This is a genomic window from Paenibacillus sp. FSL R10-2782, assembly GCF_038592985.1.
GTDB lineage: Bacteria > Bacillota > Bacilli > Paenibacillales > Paenibacillaceae > Paenibacillus > Paenibacillus terrae_C.
Genome location: NZ_CP151951.1, coordinates 3,647,580 through 3,674,513, shown reverse-complemented (window position 1 = coordinate 3,674,513; position 26,934 = coordinate 3,647,580). Strand labels below are relative to the sequence as shown.

At 48.0% G+C, this 26,934-nt stretch carries 27 protein-coding genes; 23 read left to right on the top strand and 4 right to left on the bottom strand.

Annotated elements, in window-relative coordinates:
* Window positions 1–145: 145 nt before the first annotated feature.
* Window positions 146–895: a YdcF family protein gene (locus NST83_RS16610; RefSeq protein ID WP_342414963.1), complete on the bottom strand. Its 750-nt coding sequence runs from the start codon at window positions 893–895 to the stop codon at window positions 146–148.
* Window positions 896–1,084: 189 nt separating this feature from the next.
* On the opposite strand from NST83_RS16610, the gene NST83_RS16605 reads away from it, so the two are divergent.
* The 5 genes from NST83_RS16605 (at window position 1,085) to NST83_RS16585 (ending at window position 6,873) form a co-directional block, all read left to right on the top strand.
* Complete coding sequence (locus NST83_RS16605; protein WP_342414962.1) at window positions 1,085–1,972, top strand: DMT family transporter; 888 nt, start codon at window positions 1,085–1,087, stop codon at window positions 1,970–1,972.
* Between the two features lie 277 nt (window positions 1,973–2,249).
* Window positions 2,250–3,140, top strand: a complete 891-nt coding sequence (locus NST83_RS16600) for a hypothetical protein (protein ID WP_342414961.1) — start codon at window positions 2,250–2,252, stop codon at window positions 3,138–3,140.
* 70 nt (window positions 3,141–3,210) lie between these two features.
* The gene (locus NST83_RS16595) at window positions 3,211–4,206 is read left to right on the top strand and encodes an ABC transporter permease subunit (protein WP_342414960.1); all 996 of its coding nucleotides are present in this window, start codon (window positions 3,211–3,213) and stop codon (window positions 4,204–4,206) included.
* Window positions 4,207–4,224: 18 nt separating this feature from the next.
* Entirely contained in the window at window positions 4,225–5,118 is an 894-nt protein-coding gene (locus NST83_RS16590; protein ID WP_044645143.1) for a carbohydrate ABC transporter permease, read from the top strand.
* Window positions 5,119–5,331: 213 nt separating this feature from the next.
* The gene (locus tag NST83_RS16585) at window positions 5,332–6,873 is read left to right on the top strand and encodes an extracellular solute-binding protein (RefSeq protein ID WP_342414959.1); all 1,542 of its coding nucleotides are present in this window, start codon (window positions 5,332–5,334) and stop codon (window positions 6,871–6,873) included.
* A 154-nt stretch (window positions 6,874–7,027) separates the two neighbouring features.
* Here NST83_RS16585 and NST83_RS16580 read toward each other — a convergent pair whose 3' ends face one another.
* Both NST83_RS16580 and NST83_RS16575 read right to left on the bottom strand, forming a co-directional pair.
* Entirely contained in the window at window positions 7,028–9,289 is a 2,262-nt protein-coding gene (locus NST83_RS16580; RefSeq protein ID WP_342414958.1) for an AraC family transcriptional regulator, read from the bottom strand.
* Between the two features lie 275 nt (window positions 9,290–9,564).
* Window positions 9,565–10,278: an expansin EXLX1 family cellulose-binding protein gene (locus tag NST83_RS16575; protein WP_342414957.1), complete on the bottom strand. Its 714-nt coding sequence runs from the start codon at window positions 10,276–10,278 to the stop codon at window positions 9,565–9,567.
* A 280-nt stretch (window positions 10,279–10,558) separates the two neighbouring features.
* Here NST83_RS16575 and NST83_RS16570 point away from each other — a divergent pair, with 280 nt between their 5' ends.
* Together NST83_RS16570 and NST83_RS16565 are read left to right on the top strand one after the other, a co-directional pair.
* A complete protein-coding gene (locus NST83_RS16570) occupies window positions 10,559–11,710 on the top strand; it encodes an iron-containing alcohol dehydrogenase (RefSeq protein ID WP_137061829.1) in 1,152 nt (383 codons plus the stop codon).
* A gap of 157 nt (window positions 11,711–11,867) precedes the next feature.
* Entirely contained in the window at window positions 11,868–12,584 is a 717-nt protein-coding gene (locus NST83_RS16565; protein ID WP_137061830.1) for a metal-dependent hydrolase, read from the top strand.
* A gap of 98 nt (window positions 12,585–12,682) precedes the next feature.
* Here the strand turns inward: NST83_RS16565 and NST83_RS16560 are convergent, their stop codons facing one another.
* Entirely contained in the window at window positions 12,683–13,762 is a 1,080-nt protein-coding gene (locus NST83_RS16560) for a M42 family metallopeptidase (RefSeq protein WP_342414956.1), read from the bottom strand.
* Window positions 13,763–13,943: 181 nt separating this feature from the next.
* Here NST83_RS16560 and spoVAC point away from each other — a divergent pair, with 181 nt between their 5' ends.
* The 16 genes from spoVAC (at window position 13,944) to NST83_RS16480 (ending at window position 26,854) form a co-directional block, all read left to right on the top strand.
* Entirely contained in the window at window positions 13,944–14,450 is a 507-nt protein-coding gene (gene spoVAC / locus NST83_RS16555; RefSeq protein WP_044645136.1) for a stage V sporulation protein AC, read from the top strand.
* Window positions 14,447–15,469, top strand: a complete 1,023-nt coding sequence (gene spoVAD, locus NST83_RS16550; protein ID WP_342414955.1) for a stage V sporulation protein AD — start codon at window positions 14,447–14,449, stop codon at window positions 15,467–15,469. Before spoVAC ends, spoVAD begins: the two co-directional genes overlap by 4 nt.
* Window positions 15,466–15,816 (top strand): stage V sporulation protein AE, encoded by a 351-nt coding sequence (gene spoVAE / locus NST83_RS16545; RefSeq protein WP_014282555.1) that lies wholly within the window; start codon window positions 15,466–15,468, stop codon window positions 15,814–15,816. Before spoVAD ends, spoVAE begins: the two co-directional genes overlap by 4 nt.
* A gap of 226 nt (window positions 15,817–16,042) precedes the next feature.
* Window positions 16,043–17,002, top strand: coding sequence for a MoxR family ATPase (locus NST83_RS16540; RefSeq protein ID WP_137061833.1), 960 nt, complete (start codon window positions 16,043–16,045; stop codon window positions 17,000–17,002).
* A gap of 3 nt (window positions 17,003–17,005) precedes the next feature.
* A complete protein-coding gene (locus tag NST83_RS16535; protein WP_342414954.1) occupies window positions 17,006–18,253 on the top strand; it encodes a DUF58 domain-containing protein in 1,248 nt (415 codons plus the stop codon).
* Window positions 18,250–20,442 carry a transglutaminase domain-containing protein gene (locus tag NST83_RS16530; protein ID WP_342414953.1) on the top strand — a complete coding sequence of 731 codons (2,193 nt, stop codon included), beginning with the start codon at window positions 18,250–18,252 and terminating at the stop codon, window positions 20,440–20,442. The genes NST83_RS16535 and NST83_RS16530 overlap by 4 nt, the downstream gene beginning before the upstream one ends.
* 17 nt (window positions 20,443–20,459) lie before the next feature.
* Window positions 20,460–20,588, top strand: a complete 129-nt coding sequence (locus NST83_RS16525; protein WP_342414952.1) for a hypothetical protein — start codon at window positions 20,460–20,462, stop codon at window positions 20,586–20,588.
* Between the two features lie 60 nt (window positions 20,589–20,648).
* Window positions 20,649–21,179, top strand: a complete 531-nt coding sequence (locus NST83_RS16520) for a YqeG family HAD IIIA-type phosphatase (RefSeq protein ID WP_137061836.1) — start codon at window positions 20,649–20,651, stop codon at window positions 21,177–21,179.
* Window positions 21,172–22,299 (top strand): ribosome biogenesis GTPase YqeH, encoded by a 1,128-nt coding sequence (gene yqeH / locus NST83_RS16515; protein ID WP_342414951.1) that lies wholly within the window; start codon window positions 21,172–21,174, stop codon window positions 22,297–22,299. The genes NST83_RS16520 and yqeH overlap by 8 nt, the downstream gene beginning before the upstream one ends.
* A 105-nt stretch (window positions 22,300–22,404) precedes the next feature.
* Window positions 22,405–23,274 carry a shikimate dehydrogenase gene (gene aroE, locus NST83_RS16510; RefSeq protein ID WP_342414950.1) on the top strand — a complete coding sequence of 290 codons (870 nt, stop codon included), beginning with the start codon at window positions 22,405–22,407 and terminating at the stop codon, window positions 23,272–23,274.
* Window positions 23,275–23,342: 68 nt separating this feature from the next.
* Complete coding sequence (gene yhbY / locus NST83_RS16505) at window positions 23,343–23,639, top strand: ribosome assembly RNA-binding protein YhbY (protein ID WP_014282548.1); 297 nt, start codon at window positions 23,343–23,345, stop codon at window positions 23,637–23,639.
* Between the two features lie 18 nt (window positions 23,640–23,657).
* Window positions 23,658–24,248: a nicotinate-nucleotide adenylyltransferase gene (gene nadD / locus NST83_RS16500; RefSeq protein WP_342414949.1), complete on the top strand. Its 591-nt coding sequence runs from the start codon at window positions 23,658–23,660 to the stop codon at window positions 24,246–24,248.
* A complete protein-coding gene (yqeK, locus tag NST83_RS16495; RefSeq protein WP_342414948.1) occupies window positions 24,232–24,828 on the top strand; it encodes a bis(5'-nucleosyl)-tetraphosphatase (symmetrical) YqeK in 597 nt (198 codons plus the stop codon). Before nadD ends, yqeK begins: the two co-directional genes overlap by 17 nt.
* Window positions 24,825–25,172: a ribosome silencing factor gene (rsfS, locus tag NST83_RS16490; RefSeq protein ID WP_025682016.1), complete on the top strand. Its 348-nt coding sequence runs from the start codon at window positions 24,825–24,827 to the stop codon at window positions 25,170–25,172. The genes yqeK and rsfS overlap by 4 nt, the downstream gene beginning before the upstream one ends.
* Window positions 25,169–26,077 carry a S1-like domain-containing RNA-binding protein gene (locus NST83_RS16485; protein ID WP_014282544.1) on the top strand — a complete coding sequence of 303 codons (909 nt, stop codon included), beginning with the start codon at window positions 25,169–25,171 and terminating at the stop codon, window positions 26,075–26,077. Before rsfS ends, NST83_RS16485 begins: the two co-directional genes overlap by 4 nt.
* Before the next feature lie 3 nt (window positions 26,078–26,080).
* Window positions 26,081–26,854: a class I SAM-dependent methyltransferase gene (locus NST83_RS16480; protein WP_137061841.1), complete on the top strand. Its 774-nt coding sequence runs from the start codon at window positions 26,081–26,083 to the stop codon at window positions 26,852–26,854.
* The last annotated feature ends 80 nt before the right edge of the window (window positions 26,855–26,934 follow it).

The window sequence follows — 26,934 nt, the reverse complement described above, 5'->3', positions numbered from 1 at the left end:
AAAATACGGACTTTGAACTCTTACGATACTCATGAAAGAAAGACTCATGGTAAAATCAAGCGCCTTGGCAGCTTACAGGTTTACATCTGCGAGCTGCCAAGGCGCTTGTTTGTGATGAAGGTCTACACGCTAGATATACGTCACATTATTTAAGCTTCAAAGCAAGGAGCCCCAGATATTCCTTGAGGGCAGTTCCAGTAGTAGCCATGGCTCCGGCAGACGGGGAGAGCTTGGCGGCATATAGTGAAGGATGTTCACTTGCCAGATAGTCCGTCGGATAAGGTACAGCCTGCATGCCTGCACGCTGAAATTCCACCGCCGCACGTGGCATATGGAAGGCAGAGGTCACCAAAATGGGTTTGGTGAGCTGATGCTGCTTCAAAATTTGGGACGTATACACGGCATTTTGCTGCGTGTTCAGGGAACGGTTTTCGATCAGAATATCTTTTGCGGGAATACCGAGTTCCAGAAGCTGTCTTTGGGCAATATTCGCTTCGTTGCCACTGTCGCCAAATACCTGTCCACCGGAAAACAGAATAGGTAAGCCCGTTGCTTCATGTAACCGTGCCGCAGTGAGCAGGCGATTGGCCGCTGACCCAAGCAGATTACCCTGTCCGTTGATGTCGGGTGTTCCCTCTGTAGCTCCGCCGCCAAGCACGACGATGACATCGCCTTGAACGGTACGAGGCTGCGGATACTGCTTTTCCAGACTGCTGATTAGCAAATCTCCGGCCCAATTGGTAGAGGAACCATACAGCAGCAGTGTGACAACGAGTAGAATGACAGCAGGTTTACGCGCACGCTTCCACAGCCAGATTACAAGCCCTGCCATCACGAGGATAAACAAACCGGGAGGCAGCACGAAGCTGTATAAAAATTTGATGATATAAATCAAGTGCAGACATCCTCCTATCCTTTAATCTCTATTTTTCTTTTTGGTTTGGTATATTGTAACATAGGCAAATGACAGGATTCCTCTGTCTGGAGTTGTGCTTTCCCATGCATATTTTTTGTTTGATAAAGTTGTCCTATAGGCGTAAAATATAAGGTCTAGTCATTTTTTTTATAGAGGAGCGAAAGCAGCATGGGAGAGTTAACGACAGCCAAGCGGATCATGATGATCGCGCTGTTGGTTGTATTGTGGGGCATATCTTGGCCCATTTATAAAGTAGCGTTGCAGTTTACGCCTCCACTTTTGTTTGCAGGGTTGCGCACGTTGCTGGGAGGTCTGCTGTTAGGAGCGATTTTACTGCCGAGATGGAAACGTATCCGTTGGAAAGAGAACTGGCGGGTCTATGCAATTTCGAGTGTTTTTAACGTGGTACTGTTTTATGGTCTGCAAACGGTAGGGCTGATGTACGTACCATCCGGCCTGTTTTCTGTTCTGGTATATCTCCAGCCAGTTTTGGTCGGCATTTTTGCATGGATGTGGCTGGGTGAAGCGATGTCCGGGCTTAAGGTGACTGGATTGGTCATCGGATTTCTGGGTGTGGCGGCTGTAAGTGTCGGAGGATTTTCGGGGCATGTGGCTGTGGCAGGTGTAGTTATCGCTATTATTACAGCCGTGAGTTGGGCATTGGGCACCGTCTACGTGAAAAAGGTAAACCAGCGCGTGGATTCGCTGTGGCTGGTCGCATTTCAATGTACGCTGGGAGGCATCGTGTTGACGGGAGCCGGAACAGTGACGGAAAGCTGGTCAGACATCGTATGGAATTTTCCTTATGTGTCAGGGCTGGTATTCGGCATCGTGTTGGGTATTTCGCTGTCTTGGCTGCTGTATTTCACACTGGTTAACTCGGGGGATGCGAGCAAAGTCGCGTCTTATACGTTTTTGGTGCCTGTTATCTCGGTGTTTGTCAGCTCCTTGCTGCTGCGCGAAGCGATTACGGCTTTCTTGCTGATCGGTCTGGTATTAATCGGGCTTAGCATTTATTTGGTGAATCGCAGAGCGAGAGTAGTACAGCAAGCTTGAAAATAGGTATGGTACAAGTAAGGACTCTGCGCAGGTAGCAGGGTCCTTTTTAGAGGATTTTAACACCTGTACAGCGAATTTTTAGGAAGAATGGAACGGACCGGGGGTGCTGCACCCGTGAAGCAAGGACAGGAGACTGCAAGTATCCGTGTTTATTTTAACGGAAATATAATGTCATTTCCCAAAGGAGAGCCATTCATTTATAGGCTTTGTACATAACAAGAAGGTTATTTACACCGTTTCAGCCAGTAACATTCGCGGAACGCTGTATGTCCCTTTGGCATTTATCAGTGATGTGGTCGGAGGCAAGCTGGAATGGAAGAAAAACGAACGAATGGCAATAAGCTATCCTCAGTTGGTTGGGGAATCGGGGGAAAGTAAAGGCTATTTGCTGGATGCAAGCAGCGGAGTATTGTACCGTAAAGAGGATGGCGGCCGTATCCGCGCGCTCAGTCCAACAAATATCAAATTGAAAGAAGATTATTTTGGCATGACGAAAATCATTTCGACCAAGGTTACGGAGGATGCAGATTTGGTTACGGTATGGCAAGCGTATGGGGAGCCCATGGTTAATGACGATTTTTATACGCTGTTCGTCCAGAAAGGAAAGGTACTTCGTCAGGCAAAGGCTCATTATTGGAATTTTAATGCCAACAATATCAAGCTTTATAATGGTAAAGCAGTCATGAACGATGGACAGACCGTTCGTCTGATTGACGCTAATGGCTCTGTAAAAGAAACATGGAATATGGGGAAGCTTTCTGGTCGTTTGAAGGACAGTTTTGCGGTGGAAGGCATGGGCGAGGAATTTATTCTTGCCAGATCGAATGATGAGGGCTTTTTAATGTTATTTAATCTTAAAGCCCATCAGTCGTTTTTGGTGTATGAGTTGCTTCAATTAGCTCCTGAGCAACTGACAGGATCAGGGAAGATGGCATCAAGTTTATCGGTCAGAACAAAAATGACGGTGAACTGTGCTTCGAGCTACATGATAGTGAAGGGCAACCCCAAACGTTTAATTATGCTTTGTAAGCGGGGCTTGGGTGCCTATCAGGCGCCTTATATCACACAATACTTCACAAATATCCGAATTGTTCACTCCTTAGGACACTCCTTTGTTCATGAAGTACGCAAGGCTTCACTTTTCATTTTGAATGCGCTTACATAAAATAAGGTCATACGACGGCGGACTGCAAAACATGCTGTTGGTAACGTATACAGAGGGGGAGTGACTCACATTGAATCAGCCTGTGCCTAAGAGTTCCGCTATGCTCACGACAGATTCCCGCCTGAACGGGAGGAGGCTGGCGAGCGGCAGGAAAAACGGATTTTTCTATGAATTGATCCGTAATCGGATATTATTTTTAATGCTGCTGCCGACCCTGATCTTTTTCTTCATTAATTCTTACATTCCTATGGTGGGGATCTATTATGCATTTACCCAGTTTGACTTCAATACCAGCTTGTTCGATGCCAAGTTTGTCGGACTACAGAATTTTCAATTTCTATGGCAATCCGGCACGTTGACCAAGCTGACCCTGAATACGGTCGGATACAACGCAGCATTTATTTTATTTGGCAATGTGATAGCGATTGTTCTTGCTATTTTGCTGAACGAGCTGCGGGGGCGTTACTTTAAAAAGATCGCTCAATCTGTGATGTTCCTGCCTTATTTTGTTTCTTTCGTTATTCTAAGCGTTATCGTGTATAACATATTTAATTATGATAACGGCTTTCTGAATACGCTGCTAGTGCAAATCGGCGGTGAACGTGTGGATGTATACAACCAACCGTGGGTATGGATTTTCCTGATTATCCTGTTCTACCTGTGGAAAAACCTCGGCTACAGTATGGTGATTTATCTGGCGGCCATTACAGGCATTAGCGACGAGTATTATGAGGCGGCGAAAATGGACGGGGCCAACATTTTTCAACGGATCTGGTACATTACCGTGCCAATGCTCAAATCGACGTTCGTCGTGCTGCTGCTGTTCGCGCTCGGCAGTATTATGAAGGGACAGTTCGATCTCTTCTATCAATTAATCGGCAACAATGGGGTGCTGTACAATACGACGGATATTTTGGACACGTATGTGTACCGTTCACTGAAAGTAACCTTTGATGTCGGTATGGCTTCGGCGGCAGGCGTGTACCAGTCTTTGTTCGGCTTTATACTGATCATGACTGTGAACTATATTATCCGCAAGCTGAACGACGAATATGCTCTGTTCTAGAAAGGAGGACCCAAACGGATGGCGATCAAAGAGGATGTATACACCCGAATTTTTCAAATTCTCTCTTATGCGATAATCATTATTGCTTCTATTGCTTGTTTGCTACCATTTCTACTTATTATTTCGGCATCATTGACCAGTAACGAGTCGATTATCAGAGATGGATATCATTTTATTCCACAGGAATTTTCGCTGGAAGGATACCGGACGGTGTTCACCTTTCCTGAGGAGGTGCTGAGAGCGTACGGGGTGACCATTTTTACAACTGTAGTAGGTACGACGTTGGGCCTGTTCCTAATGACGATGGCGGGATATGTGCTGGCGCGTAAAGATTTTAAATACCGGAACGCGTTTTCGTTCTATATTTACTTTACAACGTTGTTCGGGGGCGGCTTGGTACCCTGGTACATTATGCTGACGAAGTATTTAGGACTGCTCGATACGTATACGGTGCTTATTTTCCCGGGGCTGATGACTCCTTTTCTGATCATTTTGATGAAAAACTTCATTCGTTCGTCCATGCCGGAAGAGCTGTTTGAGTCTGCTAAAATTGACGGTGCGGGTGATTTTAAAATCTACTATCGGATTGTGCTGCCTTTGTCTACCCCGGGCATTGCCACCGTAGGCTTGTTTCTGGCCTTGGCATACTGGAATGACTGGTTCTCGTCCTCACTCTTTATTAATGATCCACATAAATACCAGCTGCAATATTATCTGTATAATGTAATCAACTCGATGCAATTTATCGCGCAAATGGGGGCAGGTACTGGCGTTTCGCTCTCCAACGATATGCCGACCGAATCGACCAAAATGGCAATGGCGATCGTGGTCACCGGGCCGATTTTACTGCTGTACCCGTTCATTCAGCGTTATTTCGTCAAGGGCTTGACCATTGGTGCTGTTAAAGGCTAAAGCAGACGATCATCAGCTAAGATGGCATGGCGTGCTGACGTTGTGCCATTCTGAAAGCATTTTTTGTAAGCGTTTTATTTAAAGGCAGTAATGTTTGTTTCCTACAAATTTTAAAGGCGCGGCTGAGTACAAGCGAATGATTTTCGTCCACTCTCCAGGCTTTTAAAAGATAGATGGCTTTAAACCAGCAACCACTTCAAAAGGAGGATTCACATGACATTTACAAAGAAAAGAAAGCAACGCATGTCCATCCTGATTGCAGTTATGGTCATCATGGGGCTATTAGCCGGGTGTGGAGGCGGTGGCGGAAGCAGTGCACAAAAAGCAGATGGAACGGATGACAAATCCCAGAAGGTACAGCTACAATTTTATATGCTGGGTGATGCTCCGAAGGATATGCCCGCCATTGAAGCAGAGATTAATAAATTGGCGGAAAAAGATCTGAATGCCACCGTCAAATTCAACTACACGACGTGGACGGACTGGGATCAGAAGTATAAGCTGCTGCTCTCTTCAGGCCAGCCGATTGACCTGATCTTCACTGCAGATTGGACGCAGTATCAGGCCTACGCCAAGAAAGGCGCATTCCTGCCGCTTGACGATCTGCTGCCGAAGGCTGCGCCTGCCCTGCAAAAATTTGTGCCTCAAAGTATGTGGGATAGCGTTAAAATCGGGGGCAAAATTTATACCGTTCCTAGCACGTTTAAAGAATATGTGACCGACGGTTTTGTGTGGCGTGAGGATTTGCGTGAGAAATATAATCTGCCTAAACCTACGGATATAAAGAGCTACGAGGCTTACATGGAAGGTATCCGTCAGCATGAGCCTAATATGAAACCGATCTCGCTGAATAGTGATATTAAAGGAAACCTGCATGATCGCTATTCCGAATTGGTAACCAAGAGTGTAGGGGCTTTGCCTTATGGCATCGGCATTAAATATGAGAAGCCGACAGAGGTTTACAAGTATTGGGGGTCAGATGAGCAAAAAGAAGAGCTGAACACTTACAAACGCTGGGCCGATAAAGGATTCATCCCTAAAAATGTACTGAATGTAAAGGATACGCTACAGGATCAGGTGACTTCGGGTAAAGCAGCGAGTATTTTTGGTGACAATCCAAACCGGTTTAATGATATGGTCATTAAGATCAAATCTGCTCACCCTGATTGGAAGCTGGATTACTATCCTTTCCCGCTGACGACGGGTTATGCGACTCCGGTTCATCCGATTCATAACGGCTTTGCGATTCCAAAAAGTAGCCCTAACCCTGCGCGGGCACTGGCCTTTTATGAAAAGCTTGTGACGGACAAACGTTATAATCTGCTCACTCAATACGGGATTGAAGGCAAAAACTATGAAGTCAAAGACGGGTACTATCAAATGGTAGGTACGTCCAGCACGAACGGTTTTCCACGGGAAGGCATGAACGGTTGGGCTTGGCGTAACCCGGAATACATGCTGTTTGATTCAAGCTTTGACCGTGTGAAGCAGATTTTTGCTGATCTGGATAAAATTCAGAAGCCTGACCTGTTCACTGGCTTTGCCGAGGATTATACAACCTATCAGGCTGAAAAGGCGGCTTTGGAGCAGGTTGAGAAGCAATATCTTTATCCGCTCCAAGCTGGACTGATTGATAATGTGGATCAAGGCTTGCAGACCTTCTTGCAAAAAGCAAATCAGGCTGGCCTGGAGAAAATCCAGACGGAATATACCAAGCAATGGGAAACCTACGTGAAGGAGAAAGGTATTAAGTAATTGAGCAAGGCAAAGAGATTTTAACAGTTGGGATAAAAATAAAAGCAGGTCTCCAGGAAGTTGGAGGCTTGCTTTTTTAGTGTCAGTCTATTTTTTGTGGCATCAACGTTCCGTTCTCGGAGCAATCGCATAAGACATCTGACTATAGCCCTGCTTATTGCGCGTTCGTTTTGGAACGACGAAAATCTGTAGGCGTCACGCCCATGCTACGCTTGAACATGCGGTGAAAATAAGAGCTGCTCGCAAATCCGGTTTGTTCTGCCACGTCAGCTACAGACCAGTCGGTTTGCTCCAGCAGCTCGCAGGCTTTGCGAATGCGTAGCTGTTGAATGACGTCTACGATGGTAGACATGGTTTGTTGCTTGTATAGTCTGCTGACATAGATCGGTGACATATCCAGCTCTTCAGCGATCTGGTTGAGGCAAAAATCCGGATCAGCATAGGCTTGCTCTATTCGCTCATTAATTTGCCGTACTAGCCGCTCTTGTTTCGTGTTTCGTTTTTCCGATAGGTTGGAGCGGACATGATCAAAGACCAATTGATATTGTTCGATAAGCTCCGGGGCCGTCTCCAACTGATCTGCGGATGGCAATTCAGGGATAGATCCGGCAGCAAATCCATTACGCTCACTCATATGCTGAATGGCATGATTCACACTCATCATCAGCCGGGATATAGCCGCCTGTCCGACGGAAAATGAATATTTTTCCATGTGCATCAGCAAGTCCTTGAACATGCCATGAGCTTCCTCCGTATGACCAGATAACAGCGCGTCGAGCAATTTTTTCTCTTTATCCGACGGATATACGTAGGCATTTTGAGTATTTGAGTTCATTGTGTTCTGCGCATCAATAATACAGCCGTACCCTTGAAAAAATCGGTGCATGGACGCTTCCTGTACCTGACGGTACAACAGATGCAGCCGTTCTGGCTGGCTTGCGATGGCACTATAGGTCAGAGATACACTTAACTTCAAGTATTCAAAGCAAGCTTCACGTATCTGGCGCAATAAGGTTTCCAGCAGCACGGTATCCGTATACTCCGCAGGATCAAGAATGTTGAGCAGCAACAGGACACTGTCTTCGTCGATATCCACGGCTTCCACCTGGTACGTCTGCCCGCATATTTCAGAAGCAATATTCATCATGGCAAACTTATAGGGCAGCAGGTCCGGACCGCGTTCGCTTTGCCACCGGGCATATTCATCTATACGCAGCAGCACCAGCCGATAGTCTTTGTCGAACTGGAAGGTGATTCCAAGCTCACGCAGCCGCTCCGGCTCCTCGCCGGCAGGAAGCAATTGAACCCCCCGAATAATATTCTGTAAAATGTTTTGCCGGATCGTATACATGCTGTTTCGTTTCTCTGATTCTAATGAATTCATATGGACAACGATCTGTCCAATGGGGGTATACAGCATTCTGGACAGCAGCCAGGAAGCCACGAACCCTGCTAATGCAATGATGGCGGCAATCAGCAGCATGGCATTACGGATAACACTCGCCATTTTGACAACGCTTTCATACGGGGTGACACTAATATACTGCCAACCCAATCCGTCTTGGGAGGTATAGGAAATGAGTGATCTTTTACTGTGAAAATCTTCTACAAAATATCCTGTTTCCTGCTTTTTGACTCGGGTGTGCAGCCACAGCTGTTCTTTTTCGTTCAATGCTTCGTCTGCCAGTGTCGCGCCGGATAAAAGTCTGCCTTGATCGTCCAAAATATAAGCTGTTCCACCTGAGTTCGGATTCGTCGCCATTTCCTTGTTCATCCAAGTCGCAGATACATTGACGATCACAGCCGAATTCATCGCTTCGTTCGAGTTGATTGCGTCGTAGCATAAATACGTATAGGCGGCAATTTCTGTGCTGTCTTGCTCTGCTCCGGCCATGGAGTCTGACGCAGACAGCAGCGGATAGGTGCGTGGAATAGGTGTAAATGGCTTATAATCCTGATAATGATCCAGCACGCGTATAATATCCGTGTCAGCCAGTTCACTTTTGCTATATAACCCGTTTTGCCCCCGTGAGGATGCAATATAGAAGGTGTCGCTTTTCGGATTATACACATAGATGGATTCAATGTACGGCATAGAATTGAGATAATTGTTCAGCTCAGACATGGCAGCGGTTACATCATATACATTGGGTTTGGGATAATACAACAACTTGGTCAGAGTGCTGCTGCGGTACATTTGGAAGGCCAACGATTGGGCGATAGATGTCATGTTAATGACCTCTCTGCTTCTCAGTGCCAGGCTGCTATGATTGGCTTCGAATGCTTGCTCCTTCTCCACCCGAATATAATAAAAATAATACACTGTGGTAGATACCAGCAACGTCAGCGTAATACATAACGTGATACTGATCATCAATTTGCTGTGAAGCTTGTGATGCTTTTTGAAATTGCTCATGTGGGCAGGTCTCCTGTCTATGTGCATATAGCCAAAATACACCCTAATATGTATTCATTATACGTGCCTTCCTGTGAACAGGACAGTGAACAAACTAATTTTTTATGAAAAATAATGACTTTTTCGTAAAAAGGCCAGGAACCCGATACGCAAAATCGCTTGCGTCGGTTCCCAGCCTGGGGATTACATAAAGCCTGTCTCAAGTTGGACAGCACATAGGTAGGAAGCACCTATTTGTGCCTGACAGGACTCAAGCTGTGAGAAGATACCTGCAATCAGTCAGGGAATTGCACATTACCTTTAACAATATAGGCATCGCCCGTTCCATTTTCTGCTAGAGCCGGGAGGGTATCGTTCAGCACCACACCGCGAATGTCTGTAATCCGGATTTTAAGAGGCTGGTTCCCTAAGTTAGTACCCAGAAAGTGGTTGTAGTCCTGTTTTTCGAGATTGGTCCACTGTCCATTCTGTTGGACTTCCAGTTTTAAGACAGGATATTTATGATTGCGTACCTGAATAGCTGCCCACCACCGGCTGCTGCCTTCTTTAATGCGGTAGGAGACGTTTCCAGTAACTGGGGCTTTGACGACTTTCCATGAGATATTGATTTTTCCATCAATTGGGTTGCCAACTTGGCTAAAAGCATTTGGGGACAGGTCGAGCGCGCCACTTGGACCTTCAGGATAAAGATCGGTTACATAGACGGTTGTTTTCCCTTTGGGGCCTTGGACTTCCAGATATGCTCCTGCCAATGCGGCTTTGATTCCGCTATAATTCAGTTGTGTGCGGTTAAGAGCCGTAATTTTTGCATCGGAAGGGATTGGATCAAGCAGCAATGCTCCTCCTGAGTAGCCAGATCCGGTATAGGTGGCATAACCTGTGTATGTATCATTCCAAGCAGCAGAAGCGGGGAGAGCGAACAAAACAAGACTTAGCAATGATGCCAGACCAACCGTTTTGAACTTGCGAATCGCAGAGCTTTTTTGCATAATTATTTCCTCCTTGTTCATTTAATAGATTCATATAGTAAATATAAACACTATATTACATAATATTTCAAATAGTACAATAGGCTTTTGAGGCAAAAAGAAAATAATGCATAAGTTTGTCAACATGCTTCTAGGCCTTATTGCGTGTTTTTATGGGAATTGCAGAACTGTGCTTTTTTTCGCAGATGTCTGCTCAATCTGATGGTAGAATCAGGAAGATGCATGATAATAGATAGCAGAGATGACTGGAGAACGATTAACACAGAGGAGGGGTTTACGAATGGGGAGAAATATCTTTTATGTACCGCCAGTGAACTTGATGGGGATTGGATGTCTTAGAGATCTGGGACCGATGTTGCAAGAGAGAGGATTTATGAAAGCGCTTATCGTGACGGATAAATGGCTGCGTCGAAATGGGATCACCGACCGGGTTATTGCTGTTTTGGAGCAGCATGGAGTTCCATATATTGTATATGATGGTGTGCAACCTAACCCTACCTGTAACAATGTTCACGAAGGAGTCAAGGTGTTTCAGGATAACGGATGTGATGTTCTCGTCTCGGTAGGTGGTGGGTCGCCTCAGGATGCGGCCAAAGCCATTGGCATCATTGTCACCAATGGAGGACATATTTCAGAATATGAAGGCGTTCACAAATCCAAACGACCGTCCGTTCCTATTGTGGCAGTGAATACAACGGCGGGCACCTCCAGCGAGGTCACCATTAACTATGTCATTACGGATGAGAAGCGTAAGGTCAAAATGGTCATGGTTGATAAAAACAGCCTGGCTTCCATCTCTGTAAATGACCCCGAATTAATGGTGGGTAAGCCAGCCGAATTAACTGCTGCGACAGGTATGGATGCGCTTACTCATGCGATTGAGGCGCTGGTTACCCCGGGAGCTTATCCAGTCACCGATGCCACTGCCCTGGCTGCTGTCGAACTGATATTCCGTTATTTGCCTGATGCTGTGGAGAACGGTCAAAATATTGAGGCTCGGGAAAAGCTTGTGTATGCTGTTTTTCTGGGAGGGCTGGCCTTCAACAATGCGGGGTTGGGATATGTGCATGCGATGGCTCATCAGCTTGGAGGTGTGTATGATCTTCCTCATGGGGTGTGTAATGCGATGCTGCTGCCCTATGTACAGGAGGCCAATGCGAAGCATGTTCCTCGTAAATTCAGACCTATCGCTCAAGCGATTGGATTCTCGGTCAGAGGGCGAACGGATGAGGAGTGTGCTGAATTTGTCGTGGATGCCATCCGTGGGCTGGCGCAGGAGGTCGGAATCCCAAAACGCTTGTCTGAGCTGGGAGTAACGGACCCGGACCTGAATCTGTTAGCCGACAATGCCATGAAGGATGCGTGTGCGCCCGGTAATCCGTTTCAGCCAACCAAAGAGGAAGTTATCGCTTTGTTCCAAAAAATACTCTAAGGCGAATTTTTGACCAGGACTTTTGACCGATATCCTTTAAATAGAATAAGCGAACTATTGTTCTCCTTTTGTTTGTCGTATACAATCGAATCATGCTGATTCAAATAGAGTGATGTCGAACTCTGCTGTATGCTGCAAAGAAAGGATGTTATGCATCATGATGGGAAGAGCCCATTTGATTATTGGAACCGGGGCCTCCCTGTCGGTATTAGCCTTGAACGGATACGAAGTGACTCCGGCTGCCGTGGCTGCCGCTGTAGTCGGTTCACTGCTGCCGGATATTGACGAGCCTAACTCCATGCTCGTGAGTCGTGCGTTGCCTACCAAAATGCTCAGACTCGTACAGCTCCTGATGATTGGGGCTGCGGGCTGGGTATTTTTCACCCGTCTGGCTCCGCCGCCGTGGAATCTTGTTCTGGCTTTGCTGATGATCAGCGCTTCCTTTATGCCTTCACGATCCATGCGAAAGGTTATTATTTTTTTGCTTGGGATTGGCTTGGCCTGGTATGGGGAAGCATATGCGCCGTGGAATTACATTGCCGGATGCCTGCTGATTATCTGTACGCTTGTCCCGCACCGGGGATTGACACATACGGTGTACGGAACAGTCGCATGGGCTGCGTTGCTGTATGGTACAACTCGTCTGCACGGTGACAGCATATGGCTGGCTGGCGGTTTGGCGTATCTGCTGCATTTGTTGGCAGATTCCTTGACGAATAACGGGATTAAACCATTGCCACCGTTCAAATGGAAGCTGCGATTTAGGCTGATGAGTACCGGAACGCGCAAAGGGAAGCAGGTAGAGAATATCTGCATTGCCTTGACGGCTATACTTGTTATCATTGCCTTGCTTCGTTATAAGCATTTGATATGAAGCGTTCTATGTTGTAACTCTAATAAATCAAAAAAACAGTCAAAACATGTATAACCTGTTTTGACTGTTTTTAATAGATTGTAATTTTCTGAGAAACCTTAAGCTCGTTCAATTATCGTATTTAGCGTCGTGCGATCCAAGTTTTGCACCAGCTTGATGATCAGCTCTTTGGCTGCATCGTAATCGTCAGTGTGAATAATGGAGGAGGAAGTGTGGATGTATCGTCCGCAAATGCCAATGACGGTGGATGGCACTCCAATTCCGCTCAAATGGACTTGACCTGCATCTGTTCCACCTGTGGAGATGAAATACTGATACTTGATCTTGTGCGTTTCCGCCATATCCTGCACGTATTCCACAATCCCGCGATGGGTAATCATACCCGGATCAAAAACCCGCAGCAGCGCGCCTTTACCCAAATGTCCATAAGCGTTCGGATCGCCGCCCATATCGTTGGCCGCACTGCAATCTAGTGCAAAGAAAACGTCTGGCTGAATCAGGTTGGCTGCCGTGCGAGCGCCGCGCAGTCCTACTTCCTCCTGAACGGTAGCCCCAGCATACAGCGTATTAGGCAGCTTGTCCTTTTCCTTATGTAACGCTTCAAGCAGCTCAATAGCCAAGCCTACACCATAGCGGTTATCCCACGCTTTAGCCATGATTTTTTTCGGATTTGCCAGAGGAGTAAAATCACAAATCGGCGCAATGGCTGTTCCCGGCACGATGCCCAGATCTTGCGCCTCCTGACGGCTGTCCACGCCGATATCCAGATACATATGCTTGATGTCCATAGGCTTGCTGCGTTGTGATTCATCCAGCAAATGGGGCGAGACTGAGCCAACGACACCGATCACCGGACCATTCGGAGTCAGTACCTGAAGACGCTGTGACATGATGGCCTGACTCCACCAGCCTCCAACCGGCTGAAAACGAATCATGCCATTTTCCGTAATGCCATTAACGATAAATCCGACTTCATCCAGATGGCCTGCTACCATTATACGTGGCCCGTTCTCTTCCCCGCGCAGCACGCCGAAAAGGCTACCCAAACGATCTTGCACGATTTCGTCCGTATAACCGGATATCCGTTCTTTAACCCATGCCCGCAGCTCTCGCTCGTGTCCGGGAATGGAAGGAAACTCCGTTAAGTTTTTAAACAGTTCTAATGTTTTTGATTCCATGATGTACCTCACTCCTTATTAATTAACCAGTGGTCGTCATCCATCCAGTATGAATGGATTTGTACGGAATGTCCACGATATCATTTTCCTGACATAACAATTCCCCATAAAGCTAATAATGATAAGGACACATGAATCCGAACCGCAAAGTGCGGTACTTACGAACAAGGGGTGGTGAATGATGCCAGCTAAATCAGGGCAAAGCGGTTTTCGTACCAATACGCCGCCGCTGTCCATAAATGAGAAGGACTATCAAAGTATTTCCAAAAAGCACGAACCATCCAGAAAAGTTTTTGCCAACTGTGTGCGGGCTTTTCTGGTTGGAGGCGGCATCTGTGTGATTGGTCAGGCAATTCAGGAAGCCTTCATGGCAGGGATGCACATTTCGGCCAAGGAGGCGGCACCGCCGACCTCATCCATGATGATCCTGCTGGCGGTCATATTGACCTGCTTCGGGGTGTACGACAAGTTTGCCCAATGGGCGGGAGCGGGAACCGCTGTACCGATTACAGGCTTTGCCAACTCGATGTGTTCGGCTGCACTGGAGCATCGTTCTGAGGGGCTGGTGCTCGGTGTAGGCGCGAATATGTTCAAGCTGGCAGGGTCGGTTATCGTATTCGGGGTTGTTGCCGCATTCGTTGTGGGTGTCATCTACGCCATTCTTGGAGTGGGAGGCAACCACCTATGAGAAGACAGGGAGGACAAACCTGGAAGTTTGAATCCAGGCCGCGTATCGTGGGAAGTGCAACCGTTGTTGGCCCGGATGAAGGAGAGGGGCCGTTGTCCACGGATTTTGACTATATTTATGACAATCTCGAAATTAACGAAAAAACATGGGAAAAAGCGGAACGCAGATTGTTCGAGCACTCTACAGAGCTGGCGTTAATCAATGCCAATTTGAACAAAGAGGAAGTACAGTTTTTTATCAGTGGTGATCTGATGAATCAAATTATCAGTAGCTCCTTTTCAGCGCGCAAGCTCGCGATTCCTTATTTGGGTGTTTTCGGAGCCTGCTCTACGTCGATGGAAAGTCTGGCCTTAGCCGCGCTTATTGTGGATTCAGAGGCGGGCGATTATGTAATGGCGGGTACGACAAGCCATAACTGTACGGTGGAAAGGCAGTTCCGATATCCTACGGAATATGGATCGCAGAAGCCGCCAACGGCTCAGTATACCGTCACAGGCTCCGGCGCCGTAGTTGTGGGACATGCCAAGTCAGGTACGGTGGTGGATTGCGCTACCATTGGGCGTGTAATGGATATGGGTATTAAAGACCCTTTTAACATGGGAGGGGCGATGGCTCCAGCGGCGGCGGACACCTTGTTATCTCATTTTCGAGATACGGGTCGGGGCCCTGGCTATTATGACCTCATTGTAACGGGGGACTTGGCCTCGGTAGGGTTGCCGATTACCAAGGAACTGCTAAAAAAGCAAGGCATTGATATGAATCAGACCGAATTTAATGATTGTGGTTTACTGATTTACGATCTGAACAAGCAAAAGCAAGTCATTGCAGGCGGCAGTGGTTGCGGATGCTCGGCTGTTGTAACTTATGGACATCTGTTGAAGCGGATCGAAAAGGGAGAACTTCAGAAGGTACTGGTCGTGGCGACCGGAGCGTTGTTATCTCCTTTGTCCGCACAGCAAGGGGAAAGTATTCCCTGCATTGCACATGCTGTAGCTTTCGAAGCGGGAGGAACAATATGATATATCTATGGGCTTTTTTAGTCGGCGGTGCCATTTGTGTCGTGGGCCAGTTGATGATGGATGTCATTAAAATGACCCCGGCACATACGATGAGCACGTTGGTGGTGGCAGGTGCGATTGCGGATGCTGTGGGCATATATGATCCGCTAATTAAATTTGCAGGAGCGGGTGCGACCATTCCAATTACAAGTTTTGGTAATTCACTAGTACACGGCGCATTGACTGAGCTGGAAAAGGATGGATGGCTAGGTGTCATTACAGGGATTTTTAGTGTGACAAGTGCAGGGATTTCCTCGGCGATTATTTTCTCCTTTTTGGCGGCCTTGGTCGTGCGTCCAAAAGGATAACCACATAAAAGCAACACATTATAGATTAAAACATACCTTTGAACAAGCATAAAAAATCAGCCCTTCGGATCTGAATGACCGAAGGGCTTTTTTATATGTCTGCATACAAAATGCTGCCAAACTGTAGCGCTGGCTCGAACATCTGGAAAAGGACTCAAGTGTACTCTATGCCCTCCTTCATGTACAATAATAGGAAACATGTTGCTATCTAGGAGGTTTACAGGCTATGCCCGTGCGTCAAAAATCTGTGCAGATTGTATCTGCAATCCGTTCTAATCTGGAATCATGCATATTAGGTAAATCCTTTGAAATAAAATTACTGCTAACGACTATGCTGGCGGGTGGGCACATTCTGATCGAGGACGTTCCGGGTACGGGAAAAACGCAAATGATCAAGGCTCTTGCCAAATCCATGCGCGGTGATTACCGCCGTGTTCAATGTAATCCTGATATTCTCCCCAGTGATATTACAGGGGTTTCCATATTTCATCCACGGGATGAGCGCTTTTATTTCCGTCCGGGTCCCGTGATGACCCATATTTTACTGGCAGATGAAATTAACCGGGCCACGACGAAAACCCAATCGGCTTTGCTGGAAGTGATGGAGGAGCGCAGTGTAACCGTGGATGGAGAAACGCACATGCTGCCTCATCCTTTTATGCTGTGTGCTACGCAAAATCCGATTGATTTTGAAGGGACTTATATGCTGCCGGAAGCGCAGCTCGATCGTTTTATGCTCAAAATCAGTCTCGGTTATCCCGATATGGAGACTGAGCGAAACATGCTGCTTCGTCATCAGGAGGGTCAGCCGGCAGATCGGCTAGAGGCGGTAGCCCATATGGAACAGATTGCTGCGATCCAGCAGGAAATCAGAGAAATTTATATGGACGAAGCAGTTACGTCCTATTTACTTGATATCGTCCGTGCGACGAGAGAGCATCCTTCGGTACTGCTGGGAGCCAGCCCGCGGGCAGCGCTTGCATTTGTAATGGCCACCAAGGCGTACGCTTTTCTGGAAAATCGTGATTACGTGCTTCCTGATGATGTGAAAATATTGGCGCCTTATGTGCTGGCGCATCGTTTGCTGCTTCGTCCCGAGGTGCGTCTCGACAGCTCCAACGCCCAGTCTGTCCTTCAGGCTGTCCTTCGGCAGGTGAACGTACCCGTGCGAATGGAGCGTCCATAAGGAATGAAGATGGTTAAAAGGAAGCGCAGGCTCCTTCGGCTGTCAGGCCGCATCTGGCTTCTGATGGCTATATGGGTGGTATGTCTGCTATATCTGTTGTTTCAGGGTGGCAAGACGTCAGTTATGCTGTTGTCCATGGTTACGCTGCTGGGTATTTATTTATGGATCGTCGGGCTGAGCGGGGTACGCCGCGTTCAGGGTTCAAGGCAGCTTTCGCAAGGCTCAGAGTTTGGGGAGCTACTGCATGCCGGAGATCAGGTGCATGTAAAGCTGAGCTTGAGCCTTCCCGGCTTTCTGCCGTTACCGTATATCATCGTTCGTGAGGTGCTCAAGCGTCATACAGGCGAATCCTGGTCGTTTGAGGACAGCGTAATCCCCAGCATGAAAGGAAGCGGACAGCTTGCCTTTCAGACTCCTGCGTTAGAGCGGGGAAGCTATTATTTTGCGGAAACCGAGTGTGTGAGCGAGGATATCTTCGGTCTGTTGGAGCATAAAGGCAGATTAAGCGCACCTGGTGAATTTCGGGTACTGCCCCGCACGGTATTCATTCCCTATTGGCAGTTAAATGACCGCCGCTCGCGTATGTCCGGCCCACAGACCGTCCAGACTCGAACACGGCGCGAAACGACGCAAATTAACGGAGTGCGGGACTATGTATACGGGGACCGTTTTTCACGTATCCATTGGAATGCGACCGCACGTACAGGCAGCTGGAAATCTAAGGAATTTGAGCATGAGACGGTTCCGAAAACGATGCTAGTACTGGACATACACACAAAGCATTATGTAAATGCCAATCAGTTTGAACTGGCCGTATCCTCAATCGCTTCATTGCTGGAATATGGTGGAAGGGAGCGGATGGGGGTAGGTCTTTGTACGGCAGGGGAGACAGGCACTGTTTTTCAGCCCAGTGAGCAGATGATGGAACGGCAACGGATGATGCATCATTTGGTAGACATACACACCACTTCCCAAGGCAGTCTTATGACGGCTGTAGAAAGCAGTGTTCGGCAATTTCCACAAGGCTGCTATTTTGTGCTGATTAGTCCGTTGAAGGATCATCAGGCGTTGGAGCTTCTTCGTTGGGCCGATACACGGGGGATGACCCCGTGCCACATTTATATCGGAGAAGAATCAAGTGAGGGACAGGCCCAAGAATGGATGAGCATGCTTCGTACAAGAGGCATTCAGGGTTATCATGTTCCGAGTCTTGAAGAGCTTCCAGCTAGAATGGGGGGAGGGACGCTATGAAGAACTGGCTTCAATCGCTGAAGGGCTCCTGGGCTGCGGCTTTTACATTTTTATGGATTATTATTATTGTCATGCAATGGGTGTCCTTTGCTTCAGTCCTGTGGCTTGAAGAGACGAGAACGCTTGTACTGGCGACGGTTACGATGCTGGCTCTGGTGAAAATCTTGCTGCCGCTTCGGCCTTGGATTGAATTTATCGTCAAGGCGGCCACGTTATTTTTTATTTTGTACCGGACGCTCGTGTCCTACTCGATTATTATTCCTTTCGGGGGATTTGCAAACCGTCTGGATCAATTTATATCTAATATGTCTCCGTATATTTGGTTTTCATTGATTGCTTGGCTAGTCATTGAGATGTTACCACTCATCGTTACGACGAAGCAGCGCATTCTGGTGTTTGTAGGCATTAATATTGCCGCGCTGGCAGTGCTTGATTCGTTCACGCCAACCGTGCTATGGGAAGAAGTCGCTTGGATGGTGTTTGCGGGTATGGGTTGGCTGGTGACTGAGCATTTGCAGTATTTTCGACAGCACTATCCTCAAGGGTGGAAGCACATTCGCCGTTACCCGTACAAAATTGCAGCGAATATTGCGGTCATTTTTGCTTTGATTATTATGGCTGGCGTGAATATGCCAGAGATACAGCCGACCTTAACGGATCCTTATACGGCTTGGACCCAGCGAAATAGCTCATCTACCGTTGGTATTAACAATGGAGCCGGGGCTATGAATCAGCGGATGAGTACAGCATCGGGCTATAGTCGGCAGGATAATCGACTGGGTGGGGGATTTAATTTTGACTACTCTCCCGTAATGACCATCACGACGAACCAGCGAAGCTATTGGCGGGGCGAGACTAAGCGAACGTATTCCGGTACGGGCTGGAGTGATGCAGACAATGACGACCAAACGCTGAATGATGTGCCAATGACGGCAGAGCTGGAAAATACACAAGAAACGCGGCATTCCACTGAGCAGGTCGTTCAGACCATTACGATGCAAAATGATCAGAGCTACCCCGTTTTGTTCGGTGCCTATTCGGTACATCGTGTTCAATCGGTGGACAGAGACTCGCGGGCAGACGGATTACGTTGGAAACCGGAACAGGCAGAACTGCTATGGAGTTCATCCTCCAGAAGAACTACTTATCCCAAAACGTATACTCTGGTGTCACATGTGCCTGTAATCCCGGAGAAAGAACTTCGCACAAAAACGTTTAATGAGCTGTATGGAAAGAATAAGCAGGAAGCCTATTTGCAAATCCCTAATGAGCTGCCGAAGCGAGTGCGTGATTTGGCTCAAAATGTAACATCATCAGCCAAAACGCCTTATGAAAAGGTCGGACTGCTACAGCAATATTTACAGCGAAATTATGCATATACGAACAACCCGGATCTTTCCCGCAAAAAAAGCAAGGATTTTGTGGATGCCTTTCTGTTCGAGATTAGGGAAGGCTATTGCGATTATTATTCCACTTCGCTGGTTATGATGGCTCGTTCCGTCGGTGTTCCGGCGCGTTGGGTCAAAGGATATGCACCAGGTCAGCAGACGTTTTCGGATGATGCAACGACGGGCGATGATAATGAAAATATGTCATCCTACTCCGTTACCAATGCGGATGCACATTCCTGGGCCGAAGTGTATCTGGGTGAATACGGATGGGTTCCTGTAGAAGCTACACCAGGCTTTGATATGCCGTTGCTTACGGAACAGGAGGATTCGAAGACGCCTGATACTCCGGAAGTGAAGGATCAGCCTGAGTCGGAACAGTCTGCACAGACGCCGCAGGCCAATCCAGAGGAAGGGACGAGGATTCATCCGGTAATTATAGTGTCGGCAGTGGCTGTTATCGTACTGTGGGGCGCTTATATCGTATGGCGTAATCGGGCAGATATTCATTTTTATCTGCTGCGTCTGCGTAAAGGAAAGCCGTTGACCCCGGACGAAAAGGTGATCGTCGAAACCGAGCGCTGGCTACGGTACATGCGCAGTAAGGGGTTTGCCCGTACTAGCCACGAGACGCTGAGGGAATCGGTCGGCAGATGGTCAGTTGAATCACCGGAACGCGCTCCAATTCTGCATCTACTGCTGGAGCTGTTTGAACAAGCGCGCTACAGTCCTTCCTCGGTAACTGCCGAGGATTGGCGCAAGGTCCGCCAGCAAGCGGCCCTGTTGCATAAGAAAGGTTAGTCCAGAAGGCATACCGAATGAAGCGAACGAAAAACCGTTTCGGATTAGAAGGACGAAGGCTAAACCGTTTTTACTCGGCTCGAAAGCTGCCGATTTATAATCTTCATCATATGCTCTGTAAAAAGCTGTCCGTTTGTTGTGGATAGCTTTTTACTAACCCCTATTAATATGGTATAGTTTGTCGTATGAAACTGAGGTGACCGACGTTGTTTGAAATGCTGATGCCCAAATTGCGGGTGAATACCGTCTTTGATATTGATCTTGAAGGATTGCATGCTCAAGGATATCGCGGCATTATTACGGATCTGGATAATACGCTGGTTGGTGCAAAAGCTCCGAATGCGACTCCCGAACTGGTGGCCTGGTTTGAAAAGGTCAAACAGGCGGGTTTTAAGCTTGTCATCGTGTCCAACAATAATATGGCACGTGTATCTGTGTTCGCTACGCCTTTGGACATTGAATTTATACATGCCGCACGGAAGCCCTCCAACTCGTCCTTCCGCAGAGCCATCCGTATGATGGGACTTACCCCGGAAGAGACTATTATGGTCGGGGACCAAATGTTGACGGATGTATTGGGTGGTAACCGACTGGGATTGCACACGGTGCTGGTGCTGCCCATATCCATCCATGATGAAGGAATCATGACCCGCTTTAATCGGCGGTTGGAGCGAATTGCGCTCACAAGGTTACGTAAGAAAGGCTTATGGCTTGAGGAGGAAAAGAAGAATGACTGAAAGACCTGACGGCGGAACTGCCGTCAAATGTAGTGGGTGCGGTATCACGATGCAGACCACTAGCCCGGAGCTTCCGGGATATATTCCTGAAAAATTGCTTACACGCGAGCCTGTCATCTGTCAGCGTTGTTTCCGGATTAAAAATTATAATGAAACGTCTTCGGTAGCTGTGGATCAGGATGAGTTCCTGAAACTGCTCAGCCAAATTGGGGACAAGGACGCACTCGTCATCCACATTGTGGACATTTTCGACTTTGAAGGCAGTCTGATTTCCGGCTTGCAACGTTTCGTAGGATCTAATCCGGTTGTACTGGCTGTGAACAAGACGGATTTGTTGCCTAAGGTAACGAACTGGAACAAGGTCCTCAACTGGGTGCAAAAGCAGGCTAAGGAGCAAGGACTTCGCACGGCAGATATCGTTCTGTGCTCGGCCAAAAAAAATCAAGGCTTTGATCGTCTGCTGGATGTAGTATCCGAGTTGCGCGGCAATCGGGATGTGTATGTGGTCGGTGCAACAAATGTTGGTAAATCCACGCTCATTAACCGCTTGATCCGTGATCATAGCGATATGGAGCAGGAGTTAACAACATCCCGTTACCCGGGAACGACGCTGGATATGGTGAATATTCCGCTTGACGACGGCAAGCATATTATTGATACACCGGGTATTGTGTATCCTTGGCGTTTCAGTGAAATCGTGTCCCGGCAGGATTTGGGCGCTATTATGCCGGACAAGCCGCTGAAACCAGCTGCTTATCAGCTAGATCCCGGACAAACGCTGTTTTTCGGTGGGATGGCACGGTTTGATTTTGTAGAGGGGCAACACCAATCGTTCACATGCTACATCAATGGCGGCCTTAAAATTCATCGCACCAAGCTGGAGCGGGCGGATCAACTGTTCGAAGATCATGCCGGAGAACTGCTGTCACCGCCGACACGTGATCAGTTGGCAGAGATGCCGGAATGGACAAGACATGAGTTCCGCGTTCCCCGTAAATCTCAATCGGATATTTATATCTCTGGTTTGGGATGGATCAGGGTCAATAGTGAGAACGGGGCTTTGGTAGCGGTTCATGCTCCTCGGGGAATCCGTGTCCTTTTACGGCCTTCGTTGATTTAACGGATGTTAAACCATGTGATAGGGCGGCAAGGAACATATTCAGGTTCCTGCCGCCGTTCATGTATTTGTGCAGCCTAATATTTTGCAATATGGGGGAGAACAACGATGAGCAGCGGGGAGTCTGGAGTGACTGAACAAGATCTTGTATTATTGGGCGTATTGGGTGATCCGATCAAGCACTCCAAATCGCCTCTCATGCATAAAGTAGCTTTAAAGGCTGCGGGGATAGAGGGGGATTTTGTTCCTCTTCATGTTAAGCCGGAACAGCTGGAGGACGCCATGAAGGGGATTCGTGCTCTGCATTTCCGCGGAGTCAATGTGACGATTCCTCATAAAGTTGAAGTTATGAAATATTTGGATGAGATTGATGAAGGGGCCAGACTCATCGGTGCTGTTAACACGATTGTGAACGACAACGGACGGCTCAAGGGTTACAATACGGACGGGATCGGCTACGTACGCTCGCTCAAAGAAGAGACTTCGGTTAAGTTGAAAGGCACAAAAATTGCAGTCCTCGGAGCTGGAGGTGCTGCCAGAGGTGTGATTCATGCTTTACTGGAGGAACAGCCCGAATCAGTCATTATTCTGAATCGGACACGCGATAAGGCAGAGCAACTGGCATTGGAGTGGACGACGGAAGCGATCCCTGTGACGGGCTATTCTAACGATGAAGCGGAGAGCGTGCTTGCATCGGTGGATGTGCTGATCAATACGACCTCGGTAGGAATGTCTCCTCTATCCGATGAGCTTCCACTGGAAACGAGTCTGATTCCGCAAGGAATCATTGTGAGTGATTTGATCTACAACCCGCTGGAAACGAGATTTTTACGCGAAAGCCGTGAACAGCGCGGCTGCACCGTGCATGGAGGCTTGGGCATGTTCGTGTATCAGGGAGCGGTGGCTTTTGAGTATTTTATGGGCGTAGCTCCTGCTGTAGACGAAATGAGAGCGGCGGTGCTGAGAAGCCTGTCGTAAGTCGGATTTTACATTAAAATTATGGAATTGCCGCATGGCATATGTGGTTATGAAGGAGTTAATTATACATGTTAACAGGTAAACAAAAAAGGTATTTGCGCTCGATGGCACATCATCTGGACCCGGTTTTTCAAGTAGGAAAAAACGGTACGAACGAGCATCTTATGCGCCACATTAACGATGCGATTGAAAAGCGCGAGCTAATGAAGGTGCAGATTTTGAACAACTGTTTGGATGACAAGCATGAAATTGCGGAAGAGCTGGCTACGGAAACAGGTTCCGAGCTTGTGCAGCTCATCGGGAGCACGATTATTTTGTACAAGGAATCCCGTGATAACAAGCAAATCGAACTGCCTAGAGGATAAGCAAGCGGGGAGAAAACTATGAAAATCGGTATTATGGGCGGTACATTTGACCCGATTCATATTGGACATCTGCTGGCTGGAGAAGCGGCAAGGGATGCCTATGCGCTGGACCATGTATGGTTCATGCCTTCCCATATCCCTCCGCACAAGCATCAGGCGGGGGCGAGCGGCACGGAGCGGCTGGAGATGACGAGTGAAGCGGTGGCAGGCCATCCTGCTTTTGAAGTGTTGGATATTGAAGTGCTTCGCGGCGGGGTATCTTATACTATTGACACGATCAAAAAGCTTCAGGAACTGCATCCTGCTGTTGATTTTTATTTTATCATTGGCGCGGATATGGTGAATTACTTACCTCATTGGCAGGGGATTGAGGAGCTGGCGCACCGGATTTGTTTTATCGGTGTCCGGCGTCCCGGTTTCCAGCTTGCGCTGAATGAACTGCCGCATTATTTGCAAAACAAGGTGCTGCTGGCGGATATGCCGGTGGTGGATATTTCCTCGACGGATATTCGGGAACGTGTTGCGGAAGGGCGCACCATTCGCTATCTTGTGCCTGATCGTGTGCATGATTACATTACAAGGGGCGGTTTGTATGAAGTACAGCCGTGAGCAATTGATGGAGGCCGTATCTGGTCAAATGCCTGAAAAACGCTGGAAGCACACACTAGGTGTCATGCATACCTCCGTGGAGCTTGCCAAGCGGTATGGCGCGGACCCGGATAAGGCCGAATTAGCGGCTATTTTGCATGATGTAGCGAAATATTGGCCCGTTCAGCAGATGGAGGAAGTGATTCGCAGTCATCCCGAATGTGACCAAGAGCTTTTGCAACATGACAAGCAACTGTGGCATTCTGAGGTAGGATATTGCGTTGCAGCGAGAGACTATGGGGTGGAAGACTCTGAAATACGGAGTGCCATTCGCTGGCATACCTCAGGACGTGTAGGCATGAGTTTGCTAGACAAAGTCGTGTGTCTCGCTGATTATATCGAGCCGGGAAGAGATTTCCCAGGGGTAGATCATATCCGCAAACAGGCGAAAAAAAGTTTGGAGCAGGGTCTTGTCGCTGGATTTGATTCCACGATTTCACTGCTGCTGGAGAAGCAAAAGGTTATTTTTCCGTTGACGGTACTGTCGCGAAATGATCTGATCCAACAACTTAAACAGAGAAAATCGGAGGTTCATGAATGACCATAACTAATGAGAAATTAATGCAAATTACGGTTGAGGCCGCTGAAGATAAGAAGGCCATGAATATTGTAGCCCTTGACTTGCGGGGCGTATCCCTTGTAGCGGATTACTTTGTTATCTGCCACGGTAATTCGGATACTCAGGTACAGGCGATTGTGACGGAAATTCGCAAACGCGCTCATGATGAAGGTACAACAATCAAAGGGATCGAAGGAATGGATTCGGGTCGCTGGGTTCTGATGGACTTGGGAGATGTCGTAGTGCATGTCTTCCATCGCGACGAGCGTGAATATTATAACATTGAAAGACTTTGGTCGGACGCTAAGGTTGTGGAGAAGGTATGAATCTGATTGCTGGTACTTATGTCACGATTATGGTAGATCGTGAGGTATCCCCCTTCGGCTACTTTCTCACAGTCGGCGATCAGGATGTGTTGCTTCATTATACCGAGCTGACACGTGAGATCGAGGTTGGAGAACGGCTGGAAGTATTTATTTTTCACGATACAGAGGACCGTTTGGCCGCTACTATGAAAAAGCCGTTCCTCTCGCTGGGCGAACTGGCCAAACTTCAGGTGGCGGATGTGCATCCGCGTCTGGGTTGTTTTTTGGAAATGGGATTGGGGCGTCAATTGCTGCTGCCGATTCGTGAGTTGCCTGAGAACCGGGATTTGCACCCTCAGGTGGGTGACTACGTCTATGCTATTATGGAGCATGATAAGCAGGGCAGGTTGCGGGCTAAGCTGGCGGGTGAGCAGGAACTGGCTCCATTGTCCTTCCATGCACCTGATTCATGGCTCAATACGTGGGTGCAGGCGACGGTGTACAAGCCGCTCCAGATGGGTACGTTTGTCCTGGTGGACGGTGGCGTGCTTGGTTTTGGCGCGATTGGCATGATTCATTCCTCGGAACGCAACCGGATGCTTCGTTTGGGTGAAGAGGTGAAGGTACGGGTCACACTGGTTCGTGAAGACGGTCGGGTGAATCTGGCGATGTCGCCACGCAAGGAAGTGGGCCGTGATGAGGATGCAGATCGTCTCATTGCCTTTCTGAAAGAGCGTCCGGGTGGCGGTATGCCTTATTCCGACGCAACGCCGCCGGATATTATTAAGCAACGGTTCGGTATCAGTAAATCCGCCTTCAAGCGTGCGATGGGCAAGCTGATGAAGGAAGGACTGGTTACACAAAAGGAAAATTGGACCTACTTGGTGGAGAAAATGCCTGAACCGAAGGACGGGAATGGGGAATAAAAAATGGCTTCTTACCGGAAGTTTGCCTATGTGTATGATGAGCTGATGCAGGACATGCCGTACCCGGACTGGCTGCGTTTTGCTCGGCAGGCCTGGGATCAGCATGGTATGCCGCATACGGTGGCAGAGCTGGGCTGTGGGACGGGCTCCATTACGATTCCACTGGTCAACTCGGGCTTCGAGGTGGCTGGCATCGACTTGTCTTCAGATATGCTGGCGGTAGCCCGTCGCAAAATGGAAACAACTACGCAAGGCCAGCGTTTGTTCCGTGAGGGGAGCATTCGCTGGATAGAGCAGGATATGCGGGAATGGAATTTACCGGAGCCTGTGGATTCTGTCATTTCTTTTTGCGATTGTCTGAATTATTTGCTGGAGGAAGAGGACATTGCTGCTACTTTTCGCAGAACGTATGCCGGTCTTAAGCCTGGCGGAACCTTTCTGTTCGATGTACATCATCCCCAGACGTTTGTGCGTTATGATGAAGAGCAGCCCTTTGTACTGGATGAGCGCTCCATTTCATATATCTGGACTTGTGCGTTGGATGCTCCACGCTCTGAAATTGAGCATCATCTCAGCATTTTTGCGAGAGCAGAAAATGAAGGGCGCGATGTATACCAGCGGTTCGAGGAAATTCATGTGCAACGTGCCTATGACCCGGACTGGATGAAAACGGAACTGTCCAAAGCCGGTTTTCGCGATGTGAAGGTATATGCGGACTTTGAATGGGTAGAAGCAGTAGATGATGCAGCGAGACTATTTTATGTTGCTGTAAAATAATGAAGCTTTATCAGGCTAATATAGGAAAAAGAAAGACGCTTTTCATGATGACATGAAAGGCGTCTTTTTGCATAAGAGCT